Annotated in this window: 17 protein-coding genes; 10 read left to right on the forward strand and 7 right to left on the reverse strand. The window is 69.9% G+C overall.

Annotation, left to right across the window (positions count from 1 at the left end; genetic code table 11):
• Positions 1–364 precede the first annotated feature (364 nt).
• The 8 genes from V5F63_RS22220 (at position 365) to V5F63_RS22255 (ending at position 11,615) form a co-directional block, all read left to right on the forward strand.
• Positions 365–1,783, forward strand: a complete 1,419-nt coding sequence (locus V5F63_RS22220) for a CmpA/NrtA family ABC transporter substrate-binding protein (protein ID WP_394101066.1) — start codon at positions 365–367, stop codon at positions 1,781–1,783.
• A gap of 70 nt (positions 1,784–1,853) precedes the next feature.
• Positions 1,854–2,747, forward strand: a complete 894-nt coding sequence (ntrB, locus tag V5F63_RS22225; protein WP_394028867.1) for a nitrate ABC transporter permease — start codon at positions 1,854–1,856, stop codon at positions 2,745–2,747.
• A 33-nt stretch (positions 2,748–2,780) separates the two neighbouring features.
• A complete protein-coding gene (locus V5F63_RS22230; RefSeq protein ID WP_209485778.1) occupies positions 2,781–3,575 on the forward strand; it encodes an ABC transporter ATP-binding protein in 795 nt (264 codons plus the stop codon).
• A 63-nt stretch (positions 3,576–3,638) separates the two neighbouring features.
• Positions 3,639–4,064 (forward strand): globin family protein, encoded by a 426-nt coding sequence (locus tag V5F63_RS22235; protein WP_209485780.1) that lies wholly within the window; start codon positions 3,639–3,641, stop codon positions 4,062–4,064.
• A gap of 10 nt (positions 4,065–4,074) precedes the next feature.
• On the forward strand, positions 4,075–5,289 hold the full coding sequence (locus tag V5F63_RS22240) for an NAD(P)/FAD-dependent oxidoreductase (protein WP_394101065.1): 1,215 nt from the start codon (positions 4,075–4,077) through the stop codon (positions 5,287–5,289).
• Positions 5,290–5,311: 22 nt separating this feature from the next.
• Positions 5,312–7,069, forward strand: a complete 1,758-nt coding sequence (locus V5F63_RS22245) for a NirA family protein (protein ID WP_394101064.1) — start codon at positions 5,312–5,314, stop codon at positions 7,067–7,069.
• A gap of 205 nt (positions 7,070–7,274) precedes the next feature.
• On the forward strand, positions 7,275–8,903 hold the full coding sequence (locus V5F63_RS22250; protein ID WP_394101063.1) for a sulfite reductase subunit alpha: 1,629 nt from the start codon (positions 7,275–7,277) through the stop codon (positions 8,901–8,903).
• Positions 8,904–8,939: 36 nt separating this feature from the next.
• Positions 8,940–11,615 (forward strand): molybdopterin-dependent oxidoreductase, encoded by a 2,676-nt coding sequence (locus V5F63_RS22255; RefSeq protein ID WP_394101062.1) that lies wholly within the window; start codon positions 8,940–8,942, stop codon positions 11,613–11,615.
• Between the two features lie 258 nt (positions 11,616–11,873).
• Here V5F63_RS22255 and ppa read toward each other — a convergent pair whose 3' ends face one another.
• From ppa to V5F63_RS22285, 6 genes are all read right to left on the reverse strand, one after another.
• Positions 11,874–12,416: an inorganic diphosphatase gene (ppa, locus tag V5F63_RS22260; protein WP_209485803.1), complete on the reverse strand. Its 543-nt coding sequence runs from the start codon at positions 12,414–12,416 to the stop codon at positions 11,874–11,876.
• A 120-nt stretch (positions 12,417–12,536) separates the two neighbouring features.
• Entirely contained in the window at positions 12,537–13,046 is a 510-nt protein-coding gene (locus tag V5F63_RS22265; protein ID WP_209485805.1) for a GNAT family N-acetyltransferase, read from the reverse strand.
• A 135-nt stretch (positions 13,047–13,181) separates the two neighbouring features.
• A complete protein-coding gene (locus tag V5F63_RS22270) occupies positions 13,182–14,066 on the reverse strand; it encodes an aldose 1-epimerase family protein (RefSeq protein WP_394101061.1) in 885 nt (294 codons plus the stop codon).
• Between the two features lie 202 nt (positions 14,067–14,268).
• A complete protein-coding gene (locus V5F63_RS22275) occupies positions 14,269–15,321 on the reverse strand; it encodes an NAD(P)/FAD-dependent oxidoreductase (protein ID WP_394101060.1) in 1,053 nt (350 codons plus the stop codon).
• Positions 15,318–17,960, reverse strand: coding sequence for a LodA/GoxA family CTQ-dependent oxidase (locus V5F63_RS22280; protein WP_394101059.1), 2,643 nt, complete (start codon positions 17,958–17,960; stop codon positions 15,318–15,320). Before V5F63_RS22280 ends, V5F63_RS22275 begins: the two co-directional genes overlap by 4 nt.
• A 104-nt stretch (positions 17,961–18,064) precedes the next feature.
• Positions 18,065–18,670, reverse strand: a complete 606-nt coding sequence (locus V5F63_RS22285) for a biliverdin-producing heme oxygenase (RefSeq protein WP_394101058.1) — start codon at positions 18,668–18,670, stop codon at positions 18,065–18,067.
• 396 nt (positions 18,671–19,066) lie between these two features.
• Here V5F63_RS22285 and V5F63_RS22290 point away from each other — a divergent pair, with 396 nt between their 5' ends.
• Positions 19,067–19,657 carry a superoxide dismutase family protein gene (locus V5F63_RS22290; protein WP_209485821.1) on the forward strand — a complete coding sequence of 197 codons (591 nt, stop codon included), beginning with the start codon at positions 19,067–19,069 and terminating at the stop codon, positions 19,655–19,657.
• Positions 19,658–19,707: 50 nt separating this feature from the next.
• Positions 19,708–19,869 (forward strand): hypothetical protein, encoded by a 162-nt coding sequence (locus V5F63_RS22295; RefSeq protein WP_394101057.1) that lies wholly within the window; start codon positions 19,708–19,710, stop codon positions 19,867–19,869.
• A gap of 162 nt (positions 19,870–20,031) precedes the next feature.
• Here the strand turns inward: V5F63_RS22295 and V5F63_RS22300 are convergent, their stop codons facing one another.
• Positions 20,032–20,964 carry a DMT family transporter gene (locus V5F63_RS22300; RefSeq protein ID WP_394101056.1) on the reverse strand — a complete coding sequence of 311 codons (933 nt, stop codon included), beginning with the start codon at positions 20,962–20,964 and terminating at the stop codon, positions 20,032–20,034.
• Positions 20,965–21,010: the final 46 nt, after the last annotated feature.

The raw sequence follows: 21,010 nt of genomic DNA on the forward strand, positions 1-21,010 counted from the left end.
CGCGCCGCCGATAGACGCGGCTCAAGAGGTGCACGCTCCAACGGTCAAGCCGTGCCGCGTCGCACACTTCACAGGCATCTGCATCGCGTAATGACCAACACTGATGCAGGTAGTATCCGCGCCCAATTTTTAATCAGACAAGATTCAATATTCAAATCAGCCAGATAGGCATTTCGAGGCAGTTGGCCCGCCGCTTGCTTTTAACGTTGCGGCGCAGTCGATGATGACCGCGCCCCATATTCGTCCCAACGATGGGACCCGCAGCAGAGCCGCTGACAGCCATGGCCGGAAGGTCGTGAGCATGTCCGCGGCTTTTTTCGTTTCGGGTCTCCTCGTCCGCCTTTGCCGTCCAGGGGAAAACAAAATGAGCGACGCTTCCAAGACCGAGTCCGCCGCCGCCGAGTCCGCTGCCGCCGAATCCGCAGCCACATCGAACGCCAAGGCTGAGAGCGCCAAGACTGAGAGCGCCACCCCGGCCGCTGCCGCCGGCGTCTCGCGCCGATCGCTGCTGAAGGGCACGGCCGCCGCGCTGGGCACCGCCGCTCTGTTCGAGAGCATCCGCATGGCGTTCCCCGGCGGCGTGCCGGCGGCCTATGCGGCGACGCCGGAGACCACCAAGGCGACGCTCGGCTACATCGCGCTCATGGACGCCTCGCCCCTCGTCATCGCGAAGGAGAAGGGCTTCTTCGCCAAGCACGGCGTGCCCGACGTGGAGGTGGTGAAGCAGGCCTCCTGGGGCGCCACCCGCGACAACCTCGTGCTCGGCGGCGAGAAGAACGGCATCGACGGCGCGCACATCCTCACGCCCATGCCCTACCTGATCTCCACGGGCAAGGTGACGCAGAACAATGTGCCGACCCCCATGTACATCCTCGCGCGCCTGAACCTCGACGCGCAGGCCATCTCGGTCTCGAACGAATACAAGGACCTCAAGGTCACGGCCAATGCCGGCGCCCTCAAGGAGGCTTTCGCCAAGAAGAAGGCCGAGGGCAAGGAAGTAAAGATCGCCATGACATTCCCGGGCGGCACCCACGATCTGTGGATCCGCTACTGGCTGGCCTCGGCCGGCATCGACCCGGACAAGGACGTCTCCACCATCGTGGTGCCGCCGCCCCAGATGGTGGCCAACATGAAGGTCGGCAACATGGACGCCTTCTGCGTGGGCGAGCCGTGGAACGAGCAGTTGGTCAACCAGGGCATCGGCTTCACCGCCTGCACCACCGGCGAGATCTGGAAGCAGCACCCCGAGAAGGCGCTCGGCATGCGCGCCGACTATGTGGACAAGAACCCCAACGCCACCCGCGCCATCCTGAAAGCCGTCATGGAAGCCCAGCAATGGTGCGACAAGATGGAAAACAAGAAGGAGATGTCGGAAATCGTCGGCAAAAGGCAGTGGTTCAACGTGCCCGTCTCCGACATCTACGGCCGCGCCATCGGCGACATCAATTACGGCAATGGCCGCGTGGTGAAGAATTCCGACCAGTACATGAAGTTCTGGATGGACCACGCCTCCTATCCCTTCCGCAGCCATGACGCCTGGTTCATCACCGAGGACATCCGCTGGGGCAAGTTCGAGCCCACGACGGACATCAACGCCCTCGTCGCCAAGGTGAACCGCGAGGAGATCTGGCGCGAGGCGGCGAAGGAGCTGGGCGTCGCCGCCAGCGATATCCCCGCCTCGTCGTCGCGCGGCAAGGAAACCTTCTTCGACGGCAAGGTCTTCGACCCCGCCGATCCGCAGGCCTACCTCAAAAGCCTCGGCATCAAGCGCGTCGACGCCTGAGCCGCGCCAATACGCCCCCTCCCGCGCGGAGGGGGCCTCTTCCCGATACCCAGACCCGGAGTTCGTGCCCATGTCCGTCACCGCCTTGAAGGAGCCGCCCCGCGAGGTCCGACGCTCCGGGACAGCAGAAGTCGTCAAGATGAAGCCTGCCGCCATGCGCCGGCCCTCCCGCTGGCCGGGCTATGCGAAATCCGTCGCCGCCACCGTCATCCCGCCGCTGGTGATGGTGGTGCTGCTCGGCCTGCTGTGGGAAATCCTGTGCTCCGGCGCGGGCGCCACGCTGCCGCCGCCGAGCCGCATCTGGGCGGATTCCAAGGACCTCATCCTCGACCCCTTCTTCGTCGCCGGCCCGCAGGACATCGGCCTCGGCTGGCGCGTTCTGGTCTCGCTCCAGCGGGTGGCGGTGGGCTTCGGCCTCGCGGCGGTGGTGGGCATCGCGCTCGGCGCTGTGGTGGGCCAGTCGGTGTGGGCCATGCGCGGGCTCGATCCCATCTTCCAGGTGCTGCGCACGGTGCCGCCGCTGGCGTGGCTGCCCATCGCGCTCGCCGCATTCCGGGATTCGAACCCCTCCGCCATCTTCGTGATCTTCATCACCGCCATCTGGCCGATCATCATCAACACGGCGGTGGGCATAAGGAACATCCCGCAGGATTACCGGAACGTGGCGCTGGTTCTGCGGCTGAACCCGCTCGAATTCTTCTGGAAGATCATGCTGCCGTCCGCCGCGCCCTACATCTTCACCGGCCTTCGCATCGGCATCGGCCTCAGCTGGCTCGCCATCGTTGCGGCGGAGATGCTCACCGGCGGCGTCGGCATCGGCTTCTTCATCTGGGATGCGTGGAACTCCTCCCGCCTGCCCGACATCATCGTCGCCCTCGTCTACATCGGCCTCGTCGGCTTCGTGCTCGACCGCCTGGTGGCCGGCATCGGCTCCTTCGTCACCCGTGGCACGCAGGCTTCCTGAGCCCTGCCCGACCCCATCTTCAAGGAGGCTTCGATGCCCGCCTATCTCGAGCTCAGCCAGATCGGCAAGACCTTCTCCCGCGGCGCCGCCACCACCGAGGTGCTGCGCGATGTTTCCCTGGACATCGCCAAGGGGGAGTACATCTCCATCATCGGCCATTCGGGCTGCGGCAAGTCCACCTTGCTCAACATCGTGGCCGGCCTCACCTCCGCCACCACGGGCGGGGTGATCCTCGACGGGCGGGAGGTGAATTCCCCCGGCCCGGACCGAGCGGTCGTGTTCCAGAACCACTCGCTGCTGCCCTGGCTCACCGTCTACGAAAATGTGCGCCTCGCGGTGGACAAGGTTTTCTCTGGCACCCGCTCGCGCGCCGAGCGGCACGACTGGACCCTGCACAATCTCGACCTCGTGCAGATGGGCCACGCCAAGGACAAGCGCCCGGCGGAAGTCTCCGGCGGCATGAAGCAGCGCGTCGGCATCGCCCGGGCGCTGGCCATGGAGCCCAAGGTGCTGCTGCTGGACGAGCCGTTCGGCGCGCTGGACGCGCTCACCCGCGCCCATCTCCAGGACAGCGTGATGCAGATCCACGCCACGCTGGGCAACACCATCCTCATGATCACCCACGACGTGGACGAGGCGGTGCTGCTCTCCGACCGCATCGTGATGATGACCAACGGCCCCTCCGCCTATGTGGGCGAGGTGCTGGAGGTGAAGCTGCCCCGTCCGCGCAAGCGCCTCGAGCTGGTGACCAACCCCACCTACCTCAAGGCCCGCGAGGCGGTGCTGAAATTCCTCCACGAACGCCACCGCTTCGTCGAGGCGGCCTGACGCGCCGGGGAGCGGGTTTCCCCGCACCCGCTCCCCGTCTTCATTTCAAGCCAGGAGATATCCATGACTCCGAGCCAGATTGATCTGATCCAGGATTCGTTTCGCAAGGTCGTTCCCATCTCCGACACCGCCGCCGCTTTGTTCTACGGCCGGCTGTTCGAGATCGCGCCGGAGGTGAAGCCCCTGTTCAAGGGCGACATGAGCCTCCAGGGCGCCAAGCTCATGGCGACGCTCGGCCTCGTGGTCGCCGGCCTCAACGATCTGTCGAAGATCGTCCCGGCCGCCGAGAGCCTCGCCCGCAAGCATGTGGGCTATGGCGTGAAGGACGAGCATTACGCCCCCGTCGGCGCCGCGCTCATCTGGACGCTGGAGCAAGGCCTCGGGCCGGACTTCACCCCCGAGACGAAGGCCGCGTGGATCGAGGCCTACGCCATCCTCTCCTCCGTCATGATCGCCGCCGCCGCCAAGGCGCCGGTCGCGGCCGAGTAAGGAGGCAGGCGTGAGCGAGCCCCTTCTCGTCATCGGCAACGGCATGGCCGCCGCGAAGCTCTGCGAGGAGCTGACCTCCCGCGCGCTGGGCCGCCACGCCGTTGCGGTGATCGGGGCGGAGCCCTGCCTCGCCTATAACCGCGTGCTGCTGTCCGAAGTGCTCGCCGGCCACATGAGCGCCGCCGAGGCGGAGATGAAGCCCGCCCAATGGTGGCGCGCGCGCGGCGTGACCCTGCAATACGGCACCCCCGCCGCCGCCATCGACCGCGCCGCCCGTGAAGTGGTGCTGGCGGACGGACGCCGCCTGCCCTTCGGCAAGCTGGTGCTGGCCACCGGCTCCCATCCCATCCGCCTGCCGCTGCCCGGCATGGCGCTGCCCGGCGTCCACACCTTCCGCGATCTGAAGGACGTGGAAGCCCTGCTCGCCGCCGCCGCTGTTCCCGGAACCCGCGCCGTGGTCATCGGCGGCGGCCTGCTTGGCATCGAGGCCGCGGCGGGCCTTGCCGGCGCAGGCGTCGAAACGCGCCTCGTCCACCTGATGGACCGGCTGATGGAGCGCCAGCTCGATGTCGCCGCCGGCGCCTTCCTCAGGCGCGCGGTGGAGGCCAAGGGCATCGAAGTGCTGCTCGGCGCCGCGAGCGAGGCCATCGAGGGCGAAAGCCGTGTCACCGGCCTGCGCCTGAAAGACGGCCGCGTCATTCCCGCCGACATTCTCGTGGTGGCCTGCGGCGTCACCCCCAATGCGGACCTTGCCCGCGCGGCGGGACTGGAGGTGAAGCGCGGCATCGTGGTGGACGACACCCTCGCAGCCTCCGACCCCGACATCTTCGCCATCGGCGAATGCGCCGAGCATCGCGGCATGACCTTTGGACTCGTCGCCCCGGCCTATGAGCAGGCCGGCGTGCTCGCCCGTCGCCTTGCGGGAGAGGACGCGCGCTATGCGGGCTCCGTCGTCTCGACCAATCTCAAGGTGTCGGGCGTGCCCGTCTTCTCCGCCGGCGACGTCACCGGCGGTCCGGGCACCGAGGACATCGTGCTCACCGACCGGGGCCTTGGCATCTATCGCCGGCTCATCGTGAAGGACGGCCTGCTCGCCGGCGCCGTGCTGTTCGGCGACACGGCGGACGGCCTCTTCTACCTCGACCTCATCACCCGCCGCACCCCCATCGCCGCCATGCGCCCTGAGCTTGCGTTCGGCCGCGATGCGGTGGCCGCAGCCGCCTGACAAGAAGAAGAAAGGAAACCCCATGGGCGCCGATTTCACCACCGACCAGAAACGCTATCTGGAAGGCTTCGTCTCCGGCGCCAAGGCGGTGCAGATCGCCCGGAGCGCGCCCGCGCCCGCAGTCGCGCCGGTGGCGGAGATGACCGGCCCGGACGCCGCCAGCCACCGCGCCATGGCCCGCTTCGAGGCGGAGGGCAGGAAGCTCACCCCGGAAGAGAAGGCCAAGCGCGAGGAACTGGGCCTCGACGCCTATGACCGCATGCGCGCCGCCGCCCGCGAGGGCGTGTTCCCGAAAGGCCCCGACCTGCTGCGCTGGAAGTATCACGGCCTGTTCCATGTGGCCCCGGCGCAGGACAGCTACATGTGCCGCATGCGCATTCCCGGCGGCATCCTCACCCACTGGCAGTTCCGGGGCGTCGCCGACATCGCGGAGCGCCATGGCGGCGGCTACACCGACATCACCACCCGCGCCAATCTCCAGATCCGCGAGATTGCGGCCACCGACGGCATCTCGGCGCTGGAAGGTCTCGTCGCCCTCGGCCTCACGGCGAAGGGCTCGGGCGCGGACAATATCCGCAATGTCACCGGCACGCCCACCGCCGGCATCGACCCGCAGGAACTCCTCGACACCCGCCCGCTGGCGAGCGGGTGGCACCATTACATCCTGAACAGCCGCGACATGTACGGCCTGCCGCGCAAGTTCAACGTGGCCTTCGACGGCGCCGGCACCATCGGCGCGCTGGAGGACACCAACGACATCGGCTTCCAGGCGGTGGAGGTGATGGACGGCTTCGGCGTCGACGGAGGCGTGTGGCTGCGCCTCGTGCTGGGTGGCATCACGGGGCACAAGGATTTCGCCCGCGACACCGGCATCGTCGTGCGCCCAGACGAGGCGGTGGAGGTGGCGGCGGCCATCGTGCGCGCCTTCATCGACACCGGCGACCGCACCGACCGCAAGAAGGCGCGGCTGAAATACGTGCTCGATTCCATGGGCTTCGACGGCTTCCTGAAGCTGGTGGAGGACAAGCTCGGCCGCCCCTTCACCCGCCTTGCCGCCGCGGCGGTGAAGCCGCGCGCGGAGCCGGACCGGCTCGCCCATCTCGGCGTGCATCCGCAGAAGCAGGCGGGGCTGAATTATGTGGGCGTGGCGACGCCCGTGGGCCGCATGAGCGCGGCGCAGATGCGCGGCCTCGCCGACATTTCGGCGCGCTCCGGCGACGGCGACATCCGCCTCACCGTCTGGCAGAACCTGCTCATTTCCGGCGTTGCCGATGCGGATATCGCGGCCGTCACGGACGCGGTGGAAGCCCTCGGCCTCTCCACAAAGGCAACACCGCTCCAGGCCGGCATCGTCGCCTGCACCGGGGCGAAGGGCTGCCGCTTCGCGGCGGCCGACACCAAGGGCACCGCGCGGGCCATTCTGGCCCACTGTGAAGAGCGCGTCGCCCTCGACGGGCCGGTGAACATCCATGTCACCGGCTGCCACAATTCCTGTGCCCAGCATTACATCGGCGATATCGGGCTGATCGGGGCGCGGGTGCCCGTCAATGACGACGGGGACACGGTGGACGGCTATCACATCCTCGTCGGCGGAGGCTTCGGCAGCGCGGCCGCCATCGCCCGCGAGCTTTACCAATATGTGCCGGCGGACGACGCCCCGGCCGTGGTGGAACGCCTGCTGAAAAGCTGGAAGGCCCACCGCACTCCGGGCGAGACCTTCGCCGATTTCACCCGCCGCCTCGATCCCGATGCGCTGAAGGCGCTGGCGACGGCGGCATGAATCGCCCGGTCCCTTCCATTCGACCGCTGCGTGACGCCGTGCGCTGGCCCCCGGCTCGCATTCCGCGGACGCTCCATGCGTCCGGGGCGCGAGAGCGGGCGCGTGTCCCGGCCGACTGCAACGCAAGGCAGCGCAGTGGAAGGAGAGCCGGGACCCAGCGCAACATGCGCGCGCCCCTGGCGCGCACCGTTTCCGGATCCCGCCCATGAGCCTCCAGTCCCGCCCCCCCGTCGTCCCCGTATTGCCCGACAGCGCCCCCTTCTCGGCGGAGCAGCGCGCGTGGCTGAACGGCTTCTTCGCCGCCATCCTCTCCACCGACGCCGGGCACGCGCCCATGGCCCTGTCGGCCGGTGACGCGGCGGCGCTGATGCCGGATATCTCCGCGCCCGCGCCTGCGGAGGAGGACGATGGCGCCCCCTGGCACGACCCGTCCATGCCGCTTCCCGAGCGCATGGCGCTGGCCGAGGGCAAGGCCCTGCCCCGGCGCATGATGGCGGCCATGGCGCAGCAGGATTGCGGCCAGTGCGGCTATGTCTGCGAGACCTATGCGCAGGCGCTTGCGAGCGGCGCGGAGAGCAAGCTCAATCTCTGCGCCCCCGGCGGCAAGGAGACGCTGCGCATGCTGAAGCAGCTGGCGGCGGAAACCTCCGCCCCCGCCGAGGCGGCGCCCGAGGCCCCGGCCACGGCTGTCGCGCACCCGGCCCCCGGCCACGCCGCGCCCGCCACCGGCACCCGCGAATATCCCGGCGAAGTCACCTTCCTCTCCCGCACCCGCCTCAACAAGGAGGGCTCGGAGAAGGAGACCTGGCATGTGGAGTTCGATCTTGCCGGCTCGGGCATCGACTATGCCGCCGGCGACAGCTTCGGCGTCTTCCCGGTGAACGATCCGGGCCTCGTCGCGGCGGTGCTGGAGGCGCTGCACGCCCCCGCCGACTTCCCCATCGCCGGCCATACGCTGGCCGAGGTGCTGGCCCGCGAGGTGTGCCTGAAATCGGCGCCGGACGCGCTCTTCACCCTCATCTCCTATCTCGTCGGCGGGGCGCGCAAGGCCAAGGCCCGCGCGCTCGCCAACGGCGAGGACCCGGACGGCGATGCCGCCAGCCTCGACGTGCTGGCGGCCCTGCGAAAATTCCCCGGCATCCGCCCCGATCCGGAGGCGCTGGTGGAGTGCCTGGAGCCGCTGCAGCCGCGCCTCTATTCCATTTCCTCCAGCCCCGTCGCCACCCCCGGCCGGCTCACCCTGACCGTGGATGCGGTGCGGTATGATCTGGAGGGCCGCACCCGGCTCGGCGTCGCCTCCACCTTCCTCGGCGACCGGCTCGCGCCCGGCACGCGGATGAAGGCCTATATCCAGAAGGCGCACGGCTTCGCGCTGCCGCAGGATCTGGCGAAGGACGTCATCATGGTCGGCCCCGGCACGGGTATCGCGCCGTTCCGTTCCTTCCTGCACGAGCGGCTGGCGACCAGGGCGCCGGGACGCAACTGGCTGTTCTTCGGCCACCAGCGGCGCGAGACGGATTTCTTCTATGAGGACGAGCTGTCCGGCCTTCAGGCGGCCGGCTGCCTCACCCGGCTCGACACCGCCTGGTCGCGCGATGGCGAGCGCAAGGTCTATGTGCAGGACCGCATCCGCGAGGCCGGCCCGGAGCTGTGGGGCTGGCTGAAGGATGGCGCGCATTTCTACGTCTGCGGCGATGCCAAGCGCATGGCGAAGGACGTGGAAAAGGCGGTGGCTGATGTCGCCGCCACCCATGGCGGTCTTTCGGCGGAGGCGGCGGCGAAATTCGTCGCCGATCTCAAGACCGCCGGGCGCTATCAGGCCGACGTGTACTGAGCTAGAAATGATGGCCAAGCCTCAGGCAGGACCGGCATGAACGCCCCGCTCGCCTCACCCCCTTCGGTGAAGACCACCTGCCCCTATTGCGGCGTCGGCTGCGGCGTGAAGGCGACGCCCGACGGGCGCGGCGGCGCGCTCATCGAGGGGGATCACGACCACCCCGCCAATCTCGGCCGCCTGTGCTCCAAGGGCGCGGCGCTGGGCGAGACGCTGGGGCTCGGCACCCGCCTGCTCCATCCCATGGTGCGCGGCGCGGACGGCGCGCTCGCCCGCGCGACGTGGGACGAGGCGCTCGACCGCATCGCCTCCGACCTCAGGGACATCATCGACCGGCACGGGCCGCAGGCGGTGGCCTTCTATCTCTCCGGCCAGCTTTTGACCGAGGATTATTACGCCGCCAACAAGCTGGCCAAGGGCTTCCTCGGCACGGCCAACGTGGACACCAATTCCCGCCTGTGCATGTCCTCCTCCGTCGCCGGCCACAAGCGCGGCTTCGGCTCGGATACGGTGCCGGGCAGCTATGAGGATCTGGACCGGGCGGACCTCATCATCCTCACCGGCTCCAACACGGCGTGGTGCCATCCTGTCCTGTTCCGCCGCATGGAACAGGCGCGCAAGGCGCGGGGCACGAAGCTGGTCGTCATCGATCCGCGCCGCACCGACACGGGGGCCGAGGCGGACCTGTTCCTGCCGCTGGCCCACGGCACGGACGCGCTGCTCTTCTCCGGCCTGCTGGTGCATCTGGCGCAGAGCCCGGCCTTCGATGCCGCTTATGTGGAGGCGCACACCACCGGCTTCGCCGAAGCGCTGGAAGCCGCCCGCGCGGTGGCGCCCGATGCCGAAACCACCGCGCGCGCCTGCGGGCTGGCGGTCAAGGACGTGGAGCGTTTCTTCGCGCTGTTTACCGAAACGGCGCGCACCGTCACCTGCTATTCGCAGGGGGTGAACCAGTCGGCGGTGGGCACCGACAAGGTGAACGCCATCCTCAATTGCCATCTCGCCACCGGCCGTATCGGACGGGAGGGCATGGGGCCGTTCTCCCTCACCGGCCAGCCCAATGCCATGGGCGGGCGCGAGGTGGGCGGGCTCGCCAACCAGCTCGCCGCCCATATGGGCTTTTCCCCCGCAGAGGTGGACCGGGTGCGCCGATTCTGGGGCGCGCCCCACATGGCGGAGCATGAGGGCCACAAGGCGGTGGACATGTTCGCCGCCATCGGCCGGGGCGAGATCAAGGCCCTGTGGGTGATGGGCACCAACCCCGCCGTGAGCCTGCCGCAGGCGGACGCCGTGCGCACGGCATTGGAAGGGCTGGAGCTGTTCGTCCTGTCCGAGAATGTGGTGGCCAACGACACCGCCGCCTGCCGCCCGCATGTGATGCTGCCCGCCGCCGCCTGGGGCGAGAAGGACGGCACCGTCACCAATTCCGAACGCCGCATCTCCCGCCAGCGCCCCTTCCTGCCCCGCCCGGCCGAGGTGAGACCGGACTGGTGGGCGCTCAAGGGCGTGGCCGAGCGCCTCGGCTTCGGCGCGGCCTTCCAATGGCGCGGGCCGGCGGACATCTTCCGCGAGCACGCCGCGCTGTCCGGCTTCGAGAATGGCGGGACGCGTGATTTCGACATCTCCGCCTTCGGCGGCCTCAGCGAGACCGCCTATGAGGATATCGCGCCGGTCCAATGGCCCGTCCCCGCCGGCCGGGTGGAGGGCACGGCGCGCCTCTTCGCGGAGGGCGGCTATTTCACGCCGGACCGGCGCGCCCGCTTCGTTGCCCCGCGTCCCGTGGCGGCCGCGGAAAGCACCCCGCCCTTCCCCTTCCTGCTCAACACCGGCCGCATCCGCGACCAGTGGCACACCATGACCCGCACCGGCCTTGCCCCCCGCCTCGGCGCGCACATCCCGGCGCCGTTCGTGGCGGTGCATCCGGACGATGCCGCGCCGCTGGGGCTCGCCACGGGCATGCTGGCGGAGGTGACAAGCGCCCACGGCCGCGCGGTGCTGGAGGTGGTGGTGGATGCCGGCCAAAGGCAGGGCACGCTCTTCGCCCCCATCCACTGGAGCCACGCCAATTCGTCGGACGGCCGCGTCGGCGCGCTGGTGCATGCGGTGACCGATCCGGTCTCCGGCCAGCCCGACGCCAAGGCGACGCCGGCCGCCCTCGCGCCTTATGCCGCACCGTTCGAGGGCTTCGTGCTGGCGCGCCGCCACATGCCGCTGCCGGAGGGTGTGTGGTGGGCGCGCGCGGCGCTGGAGGGCGGCTTCGGCTGGCGCATCGCCGGCCGCATGGCACCTGAGGACTGGGCGCAATGGGTGACGGCGGAAGGGCCGGCCGATGTGGCCGAACTGAGCGACACGCCCTCCGGCCTCTATCGCGCCGCCGCCTTCGATGCGGACGGGCGGCTCGATTTCGCGGTGTTCATCGCTGCCGCCGGCCAGCGCGTGGCGTGGGATGCGCTGAAGGGGCTTCTGGCGTCGGAGGTCTCAGCCGCCGACCGGCGCCTCGTGCTCTCCGGCCGGCGCGCCGGCGCCGCCGCGGCCTGCGGGCCGCTGGTATGCGCCTGCTTCGGCGTGCCGAAGGACACCATCCTCGCCGCCATCCGGGACGGCGCCGCCGATGCGGCGGCGGTGGGCGCGCGGCTCAAGGCCGGCACCAATTGCGGCTCCTGCCTGCCGGAAATCCGCAAGCTGATTCTGGAGGCGAAGGCGCCGGCGTGAGCCCGCTCGCGTGCCCCGGACGCATGAAGCGAAAGCGGAATGCGAGCCGGGGCCCAGCGCAAGAGACCGCCGAAGGCGCTGCACGTCCCCCTCTCCCCTTGCGGGAGAGGGGATAATGCCCCGCTGCGCGGGAGTTTTGCGCTGGCCCCCGGATCGGCCGCTCCACCTTCGGTGTCGCTTGTCCGGGGAACACGGACCCAATGCCCTCCGGTCGAGCCGGAGGGCGACAGGTAAACGGCCGAGAGGGCAGCGCAGCCCTCAGCCTTCCTTGCCTTCGGCCTTGGCGCGCTCGATGCCTTCGAGGATGAGCTTGTGCGCCTCGGCGGCATCGCGCCAGCCGACGATCTTCACCCACTTGTTGGGTTCGAGATCCTTGTAGTGCTCGAAGAAGTGCTCGATCTGCTGGAGGGTGATCTCGGGCAGGTCGCTGTAGTTGTTCACCTTGTCGTAGCGCTTGGTGAGCTTGGAGGAGGGCACGGCGATGATCTTCTCATCCATGCCGGCCTCGTCCTCCATCAGCAGCACGCCGACGGGGCGCACCGAGATGACCGCGCCGGCCACGATGGCGCGGGTGTTGGCCACCAGCACGTCGCACGGGTCGCCGTCGCCGGAGAGGGTGTGCGGGATGAAGCCGTAGTTTCCGGGATACCGCATGGCGGTATAGAGGAAGCGATCCACGAAGAGGGTGCCCGCGGCCTTGTCCATCTCGTACTTGATCGGCTCCCCGCCGATCGGGACTTCGATCAGCACGTTCACGTCGTGGGGCGGGTTCTTGCCGATCGGGATCGCGTCGATGCGCATGGGATGCTCGCTCTTGCCACTGGCCACGGGACTTCAGGCCCGCTCCGACCAAAGTCGAACCCACACGGCACAAGGCTTTGCGGGCTCTGCGGACCGGACGGGCTCATGCCTGTCCGGGCGCTACCGCTGCCAAGCGAAGGCGGTCTTGTCCAGTGTTTTCGAACCGAACTGCTCGGTCGAGGATGCGACCGGTTGCCCCCCCAGCGCCTTGTAGAAGCCCATGGCGCCTTCGTTTTCCGAGAGCGCCCACACCACGAGACCTCCGAGCCGGGCTATGGCGAGATCGCGCCGCGCCGCCGCGAACAGCCTTTGGCCGAAGCCGAGGCCCTGGTATTGCGGGTGCAGGTAGATCTCGTAGATCTCCCCGCCATAGGGCAGCGCCTTGGCGCGGTTGCCGCCATAGTTCACGTAGCCGGCGACATCCTCGCCAACGAGCAGGACGGACAGGCGGCTGCCCCGGCGGATCGCGGCATCCCACCAGCGCGGGCCGCGCCGCTCCACCATGCGCTCCAGTTCAAGCCCCGGAATGATTCCACGGTAGGCGGTGCGCCAGGCGTCATCATGGACCGCCGCGATCGCCTTGGCGTCGGCGGGCTTGGCCCTGCGGATCTCGATCAGGCCGGTCGTCATGCCCTGATGGAAGCAAACCCGGCGCGTTCCATCAAGGGGCATGACGCGGGACAGCCCCAACCGGCAGGGGATGGCGCCCGCCGCCCTGCGACATGCGGAGCGAAAGTGCCCACGTTCAAAGGCGCTTAGCGCTCCTCAGGCGGCGATTTCGGGGATCAGCCGCACATTCATCACAAAGCGGCGCTGCTCGCCCGGCGGGATGTGGAGAAGGCCCGGCTTCTCCACGAACGGGCGGGCATCGCCCTCGGGCGTCGCATAGCCGGACCACGGCTCGATGCAGAGGTAGGGGGCGCCGGGCTTGGTCCAGATGCCGAGGTCCGGCATGCCGGGAAAGGTGATGTCCAGCCCCGGCCGGCCGGGCACGCCATATTGCAGGCGATGGGAGTTCAGACCGAGGAAGATCAGCGCGTCCCGCTCGAACATGGCATCGTCTGGCGTCAGCACGCCGTCGGCGGCGGGGCTCGGCTCGACGGCGCGGGAGAGGAGGCCGTTCACCGGGCGATGGATCGGCGCGGCCTCGGGATGCTCGAAGATCACCCGGTGCTCGGCCCGCGTGCCGCCATAGGGCAGCGGCCAGAGGAAGGCCGGGTGGTAGCCGAAGCTCGCCGGCAGCACGCCGGGGCCGGGATTGGTGACTACCGCCTCCATGGCCAGCGTCGCGCCTTCGAGCGCGAAAGTGACCTCCAGCGCGAAATCGAAGGGATATTCGGCGCGCGTGGCCTCACTGGGCAGGAGGCGGAAGGTGGCCCGGTCCGGCGCCTCGGCCACCACCTCGAAGACTGAGAAGCGGGCGAAGCCGTGCCGGCGCATGGAATGGCCCTTGCCCTCATGCACGAGGGTGAGGTCCGGCAGTTCGCCCACGATGGGGAACAGCAGCGGCGCGCGACCGGTCCAGAAGGCCGGGTCGCCATGCCACAGCAAAGCGCGGCCCTCGGCATCCGCAAGCGCGCGCAGCTCGGCGCCCAGCGTGGAAATCTCCGCCGACAGCGCCTCCGAGCGCAGCGATACGATCGTGCCCATGATGTCCCCCGTTCCATCCCCGCTTCTGTCTAGCACCGGACGGCGGCGTCGGGCAGCGGGGTCTGCGGCGAGGGGCGGGTGAAGATCGGCCACAGGCTCACCTCGGCCGCCCAGTAGCACCATCCCCGTCCCTCCCATCGTCGTCTTCCGGTCGAGCCGGCGGGCGACGGCGGTTTGAGCATCGCCCGAGGGGGAATGCGCTCTACGACCCCGCCATCCGCCGACGTGCCCAGAAAGGCGCATCGCGCCAGCGGGCTTCCAGCAGCGCGTAATGACGGCCGAGGTCGGCGGTCTCGCCCTGAAGGGTGCGGTAATCCTCCGCCCAGTCGTCAAAGGCGGAGGTCTCCCCCGCCAGCGCCTCCACTACCGCCGCGCCGGCGCGGGCACCCATGAGGATGGCGGCAGTGATGCCCTGCGAGGACAGGGGGTCGAACGTCATGGCCGCATCCCCCGCCGCGCACCAGCGCGGGCCGTGGAGGGTGCGCTCGGCGGCGGTTTCGGCCGGGCAAATACGGGGGGCGGCGCCCGCCGCCGCGCCGGCGATCCGCCGCATGTGGAGCGTCGCCTCAAGGCGCCTTGCCCATCCGGCGGTGCCGTCCCCGAGAAGGCCGGCATCGGTGAGGAAGGCGAGGACGCGCCGGCCGCCGGGAAGGGGCGTCGTGTACCACCAGCCATCCGCCACCGCCTCCACGCTCGTGCCGCGATAGGGGTCGGCGTCATCCAGCGTCGCCACCAGCGCCACCTGACGGTCGGAGGCCTCGCGCCCCGTGCCCAGCCGCCGCGCCACGGCGGCGGCGCGGCCGGTGGCATCGAGAATGAAGCGCGCGGCGATGCGCCGGCTGTCTCTCAGCGTGATGTCCCAGCCATCGGAGGCGGCGGCGATACCCTCCAGCCGCCCCTCCAGCATCGTCGCGCCGGCCGCCGCCGCGCGGGCACGCGCATCGGCATTGAAGCGGGCGCGGTCGAGCAGCCAGCCGCCGCCGAGGGGATTGGCGAGGAAATCCGTCTCCACGAGATCATCGCTGCCCCACGCGGCGCGCGTGCCGTAGGCAACGAGGTGGCGGTCCTCGTCGAGCAGTCCCGGCCCGAAGGCGGCGTCCACCAGCCCTGCCATGCCCGGCGGCAGGCTCTCCCCCGGCCACGCGGTGGCGCGCGGGTCGTGGAGCAGCACCACCCGAAGCCCCCGCCCCGCCGCGGCGATGGCTGCGGCGGCGCCCGCCGGGCCGGCGCCAGCGACCAGCAGATCGCACCTCATCCGATGAAGACGAGGCCGCCCGGATTGGGCAGGCCATCGGCGAAGTCGGAGACGATGCCCACCTCGCCCTTCAGCTGCACTTTCTTGATGAGCCGTCCGCGCGTCTGCGACGTGTAGAGATCGCCCTTGAGGTCGAAGGCGAGGCCGAACGGCATGGTCAGTTCCGCCCCGCGCAGGATCAGCGGGATGGGCGCGCCGAGGGGGTCGAAGCGCTTCACGCCATTGTCCAGCTGGTCCGCCACATAGAGGCGGTAGGAGGTGTCGTAGGCCATCTGGCGGGGATTGCGGAAGCCGGTGAGCCAGTGGAGGTTGATGATCTCGCCCGTGGTGGCGTTGATCCGCGCCACCGAGGTGCCGCCCCAGCTCACCAGCAGCGCGCCATCCGGCGTGACGATGACGCCGATGGGCGACACGAGCCCTGCCTCCGGCGGCACCAGCACGCGGCTCTTCCCGTCCGGCGTGATGACGGAGACGAAGCCCTTCTCCACCCAGTTGGCCACGTAGAGATTGCCCTGCCGGTCGGCGGCGATGCCCATGGGCTGGGAGAAGCCCTCCGCGAGCAGGGAGACCTCACCCTTGGGCGTCACCCGCCGCACATAGCCGGCATTCATGCAGGAGACGTAGAGATTGCCGTCGAGGTTGCGCGTCATGCCCTCGGGCCGCTCCAGCGGGGCGGAGAGGGTCATCACCGTCACGGCGCCCTCGGCATCCACGAGGCGCAGGCTGTTGTCGTCGGAATTGGCGGTCACCAGAGGGAAGGTCGCCGCCTGCGGATAGAGCGTGTTGGCGCCATAGCTCACGTCCGGCTCGCGGGAAAAGCCCACCAGCGTCTCCACCTTCATGCGGGCGGGAAAGGCGCCGTCGCGCGGGCCGGGACGGTCGGCGACGATGCCGAGGCGGAACCAGTCCTGCGCCATGGCGGCGAGCACCGGCGGGCGGGTCGGCGCGCTGATGAAGCGCTCCCAGTCGCGGCGGCGGGCGAAGGCGGCGCGGCGCTCCTCGATGGCGCGGGCAGTGTCCATCACCACCTTGTAGTCGGCTTCCGACAGCACCGTGTTTGGCACCCGCGCCGGCCAGAAGGCGGGCAGCACGGGCGAGATGGAGGACTGGTAGCCCGAGCGGCAGCTCGCCCAGTCCGCCTGCCACGGCAGGCCGAGCCACTGGGTGATGCCGCCGGGGCCGAGGCGGGAGAGCGGGCCGGATTTCGACAGTGCTTCCGGCGAGGTCAATTCGGGGCCGTAGTCGGTGAGGTCCACCGCCCGCGCGGTGGAAGCGAGGCGCATGTCGGCGGTCCAGATCCACGACACGCGGGCGATCCACGGGAATTCCTGCCCGGGATGGAACGGCCCGCCGACGCACGCCTCCAGCGAAGCCCGGTCCAGCGCCGCCGGCCGGCCCGCGACGGCGATCTCCTCCAGCCGCGCCGCGCGCGACGGACGGCCGGGCGTGAAGCGGCCGGCCGCCCAGTTGCGCAGATGGGCATATTGCAGCGGCGTCAGCGTCATCCACTGGCGCGGCTCGATGGCGTCGGGCGGCATCACCAGATGGTCGCCGTAGAGCTGCGGCTCGAGGTCCGGCCGCACATCCCCGGAGGCGGGATCGCGGAACAGGGCGAAGATCTCGGCGCGGAAGGCCGCATTGGCCGGTGCCGTATCGGCAAGGCGGGCGCGGAAGGCGGGGCTGGCGAAATCCTTCGCCGACCCGAACCCGAATTTCGCGAAGAAGCCGGCGTTCACCCATTGCAGATCGGAGAGGCGGGCGAAGACCGGCCAGACGTGGTCCTCGAACACCGTCGGCGGCGCCTTGCGCTTGCCGGCTGCGACCAAAGTCGCCTCCACCACGTCGTGCAGCGTGACAAGGCTGGTGGCGATGGCCGGCGCATAGTTTGGGCCGACGCTGATGAGCCACGCGGGATCGGCGCGGAACTCCCGCCCGCCCATGCGCACCACCGCATCCACCGGCCCGTCCCCGGTGTCGTCGGCCCAGCCGTCATTGTCGGCATAGCCGCTCATGGGCGGGGCGTCCGGCGCGGGATGGCAGCGGCCGGACGCGGGCATCACCACGAGGCGGCCGTCCGTGTCGGTCATGACCTCGCCGAGCGTCACCTTCTGCCCCTGGAAGGTGCCGCCATCGAGCCGTTGGGGGCTCGCGCCCGGCCCGGAGACGGTGCGTGGACCGGGCACGATGGCGAGGCTGGCGCGGTCCGCCACCTTGGCGTTGCGGCGGCCGGCGGCGGGCGCGCCGGGCAGGTCGAAGGGAATGTCGATGCCGTACCAGAGCGCCTTGGTGTTTGCGACGGTCAGCGTCCAGGACACCTCCGCCTCGCGCGCCGTCACCTCGCCCAGCACGCGCCCCTGCGCGTCATAGGCGAAAAGGCGGAAGCGGGCGGCCTGCCGGGCCATGGCGCCGGCCTCATCCTTGAACGGGCCGGCGGGCACGCCGCCGGGCACCTCGGGGCCGAAATAGAAGGCGTCCTTGCTGTTGCCGACCCGCGCCACGCCGATGGCGGGATGGATGGCGACGCGCGCCACCCGCTGCGGATCGATCCCGGCCGTCGCGGCCGAGGCCTGTGAAACCCCGGCCAAGCCGGCGGATAGCGCCGCAACGAACGCACGACGCGACAGCACCCCGTCCCCCATGGTCCCCTCCCGCTCGCGAGCGGCGCGAGACTATGCGGGCCGGGGCAACGGCGTCCAGAGCTTGGCGGCAGGTGGATTGGCGGCAGGTAATGACGGTAGGCGGATCAGCCGAACACGTCGCCGACATAGGAGGCGACCCGATTGAAGGCGGCTTCCGCGCCGCGGGCGGCCCGCGCCTCCTCCTCGGCCGAGAGGGGCACGGCATCGAGCGCGGCGACGAAGGTCTTCCAGTGAAGCCCCCGCCCCTCCGGCGCGGCGGCCAGGTGCCGGGCGCCGAAGCGCTCGTCGAGGCCGAGGCCGGCGGCGGCCTTCAGCAGGAAGGCGGCGCCGAGGTTCGAGCCCTCCGCCACATAGAGCCAGCCCAGCGCCTCAGGCAGAGGCGTCGCCGCTCCCAGCGCGGGCGCCTCGGTCGGCGCGGGCACGGGGAGGCCGAGATCGGCCAGATCGTCGGCGATGTCGGAGAGGCGGCGGCGGCCGGGAAGGTCGGGCAGCAGCGCGCCGAGGGCGGGGCTGTCATAGAGCGCGGCGATGTCGCGATGAAACAGATACTGCACCGCGAGGAAGCGCCCGTAGCGCTCGCGGCTCTCGAACGGCCGGCCGGCCATGATGGCACCGTCCAGCCGCTCATGGGCGGCATGGGTCAGGGCCTTGAGCGCCGATGCGCGGGTTTCGGCGCGGGGCGCGGGGCGGTCGAGTTCGGCGGTGGTCATACGGGCCTCAATATTTGAACTATTATCGATCAAAACAGATGATCCGGCAGAACAGGGGCATTCGTCCAATATCTAGGCGGAGACGCGGCGCACCGCAAGACGAAGCGGTGGCCTCTGCGGGAGCACGGGCAAGTCATTGCCGACGTCGCACCATGGCGAAATCAGCGGGAACCGCATCATTACATCAATGTCCCGACGCCACCAGCTTTGCCCTGCCGCGACCATCAGGGGGCATCGCAAGCTTTGCTGGAAAAATTCCAATCGAGGCCCGGAACGTTCGCACCCCTGTGGCGATAGGGGTGGACGGGCCGGCTGCGGCCCGGTCGAGTTCGCCGCAGCCTTGATGTAGGCTCGTCGTCGAGGCCGGCGCGCCGTCCGGCCGGAGGAGGAACGATCATGCGTCCGTTCACCAGTGCCCGCCGCCCCGCCCGGACACCGCGCTCTCTTGCCCTTCTCGCAGCCCCGATTCTCGCCGGCGCGCTCGTCGCCACACCGGCCTTCGCACAGGCCCCTGCCCCGGCCGCCGCGCCCGCCGCGAAGGTGGTGAAGGCCGACATCATCAACAACGAGGGCAAGACCATCGGCTCCGCCACCGCGACGGGCACGGACCGCGTCACCATCGTGCGCGTGGCGCTGTCCGCCGGCGCGCTGCCCCCCGGCTGGCACGGCATCCACTTCCATCAGGTGGCGAACTGCTCCGACACTGCGAAGTTCATGGACTCCAAGGGTCACGTGAACCATCACGACAAGGCCCACGGCCTGCTCAACCCCAACGGACCGGACCAGGGCGACCTGCCCAACATCTTCGCCAACGCCGACGGCTCGGTGAATGCCGAGGTGTCGAGCACCACCGGCCTCACCGACAAGGACGGGCTCGGCCAGCCGGGCGGCTTCGCGCTGGTGATCCACGCAAGCCCCGACGATTTCATCACCCAGCCCATCGGCGGCGCCGGCGCCCGCATCGCCTGCGCGGCGTTCAAGCCGTAAGGGGAGACAGATCGGCCATCCCCCCTCTCCCCTTGCGGGAGAGGGCCGGGGTGGGGGGTAATGGAGACACCGCGACCGTCGCCACGCAGATGAAGGCGACGCCGGTGGACGATTTCTTCTCCCACGGCGGGCGCATCCGCGAGGACGGGCGCGTGGTCCACGATCTCTATCTGCTGCAGGTGAAGACGCCGGCCGAGCAGAAGTATCCGTAGGATTATCTCAAGCTCATCCGCACCACTCCCGGCCACGAGGCGTTCCGTCCCCTCGCCGAGGGCGGCTGCCCCCTGGTGCGCCAGCAGGCGGCGAAGTAGGCCTCTTAAAGCCCTTCCCGCCGCTCAGGAGCGGCGGGCGGCCTTCTGCCTTGCCCTCGCCGCTCAGCCGCGGCGCGGGAGCGGCCCCCCGCTCGCGAGATAGACGCCGATGGTGGCGGCAAAGATGCCCAGCCAGTCGGTGCCGGAGGGATACTCGCCGAGGATGGGGATGGCCATGAGCGCCGCCATCACCGGCACGCAGGCGCCGAAGGCCGCGCCCGCCGAAGCCCCGAGCAGCGCCACCGAGCGGGCGAACAGGAACAGCGAGATCACGGTGGCGAAGACGCCCTGGTAGACCGCCTGGAAGATGACATCGCGCAGCGGCGCATCGAGCACGGTGAAGCCGTGCAGCAGTCCGTACAGCGGCAGATAGAACACCGCCGACCCCACCGACACCACCGCCACCGCGTGGAGCGCGCCGAGCCCGCTCCTGCGCAGCGCCACCGCATAGCAGGCCCACATGAAGGCACCGGCCATGCACAGGAGGTGGCCGATGCCCGATCCCAGCCCGGTGGCCACCGCCCCCACCCCGGCGATCAGCGCCACGCTGGCGAGGATGAGCGCATAGCCGACCTTCCGCTGCATGCTGAACCGCTCGCGCAATGCCACGGCCGAGATCAGCGCCACGAAGAGGGGCATGACGCCGGGAATGAGCACGCCCGCCTCCCCCGCCGGCGTGGTGCGCAGGCCGAAGCCCGCCACCACCGCATACGGCGCGCCGGCCCCCGCGATCATAACGAGAAGCTGCCACGGCTTCGCCTTGTCGAGCCCCAGCCCGTGGCGCAGCAGCACCGGCAGCAGCACGAGGCCGGCGGTGGCGTAGCGCAGCATGGTGACGTCGAACACGCCGAGGGAAGAGGTGACGCCGAGCCGGGTGATGGACATCCACCCCGCCCAGATGGTGACGCTCGCCAGCCCGAACAGCGCCCCCGCCACATAGCGCCCCGTAGGGATGGGCGCGGCCGCCCTGTGCGTGTCCGTCGTCTGTGAAGTCATGCTTGCCGCGTGCCCGCCTGCCGAAATCGGGCCACAGGCTACCGCG

Origin of the sequence: Xanthobacter wiegelii, from assembly GCF_043193855.2 — a bacterium.
Taxonomy (GTDB): Bacteria; Pseudomonadota; Alphaproteobacteria; order Rhizobiales; family Xanthobacteraceae; genus Xanthobacter; species Xanthobacter flavus_A.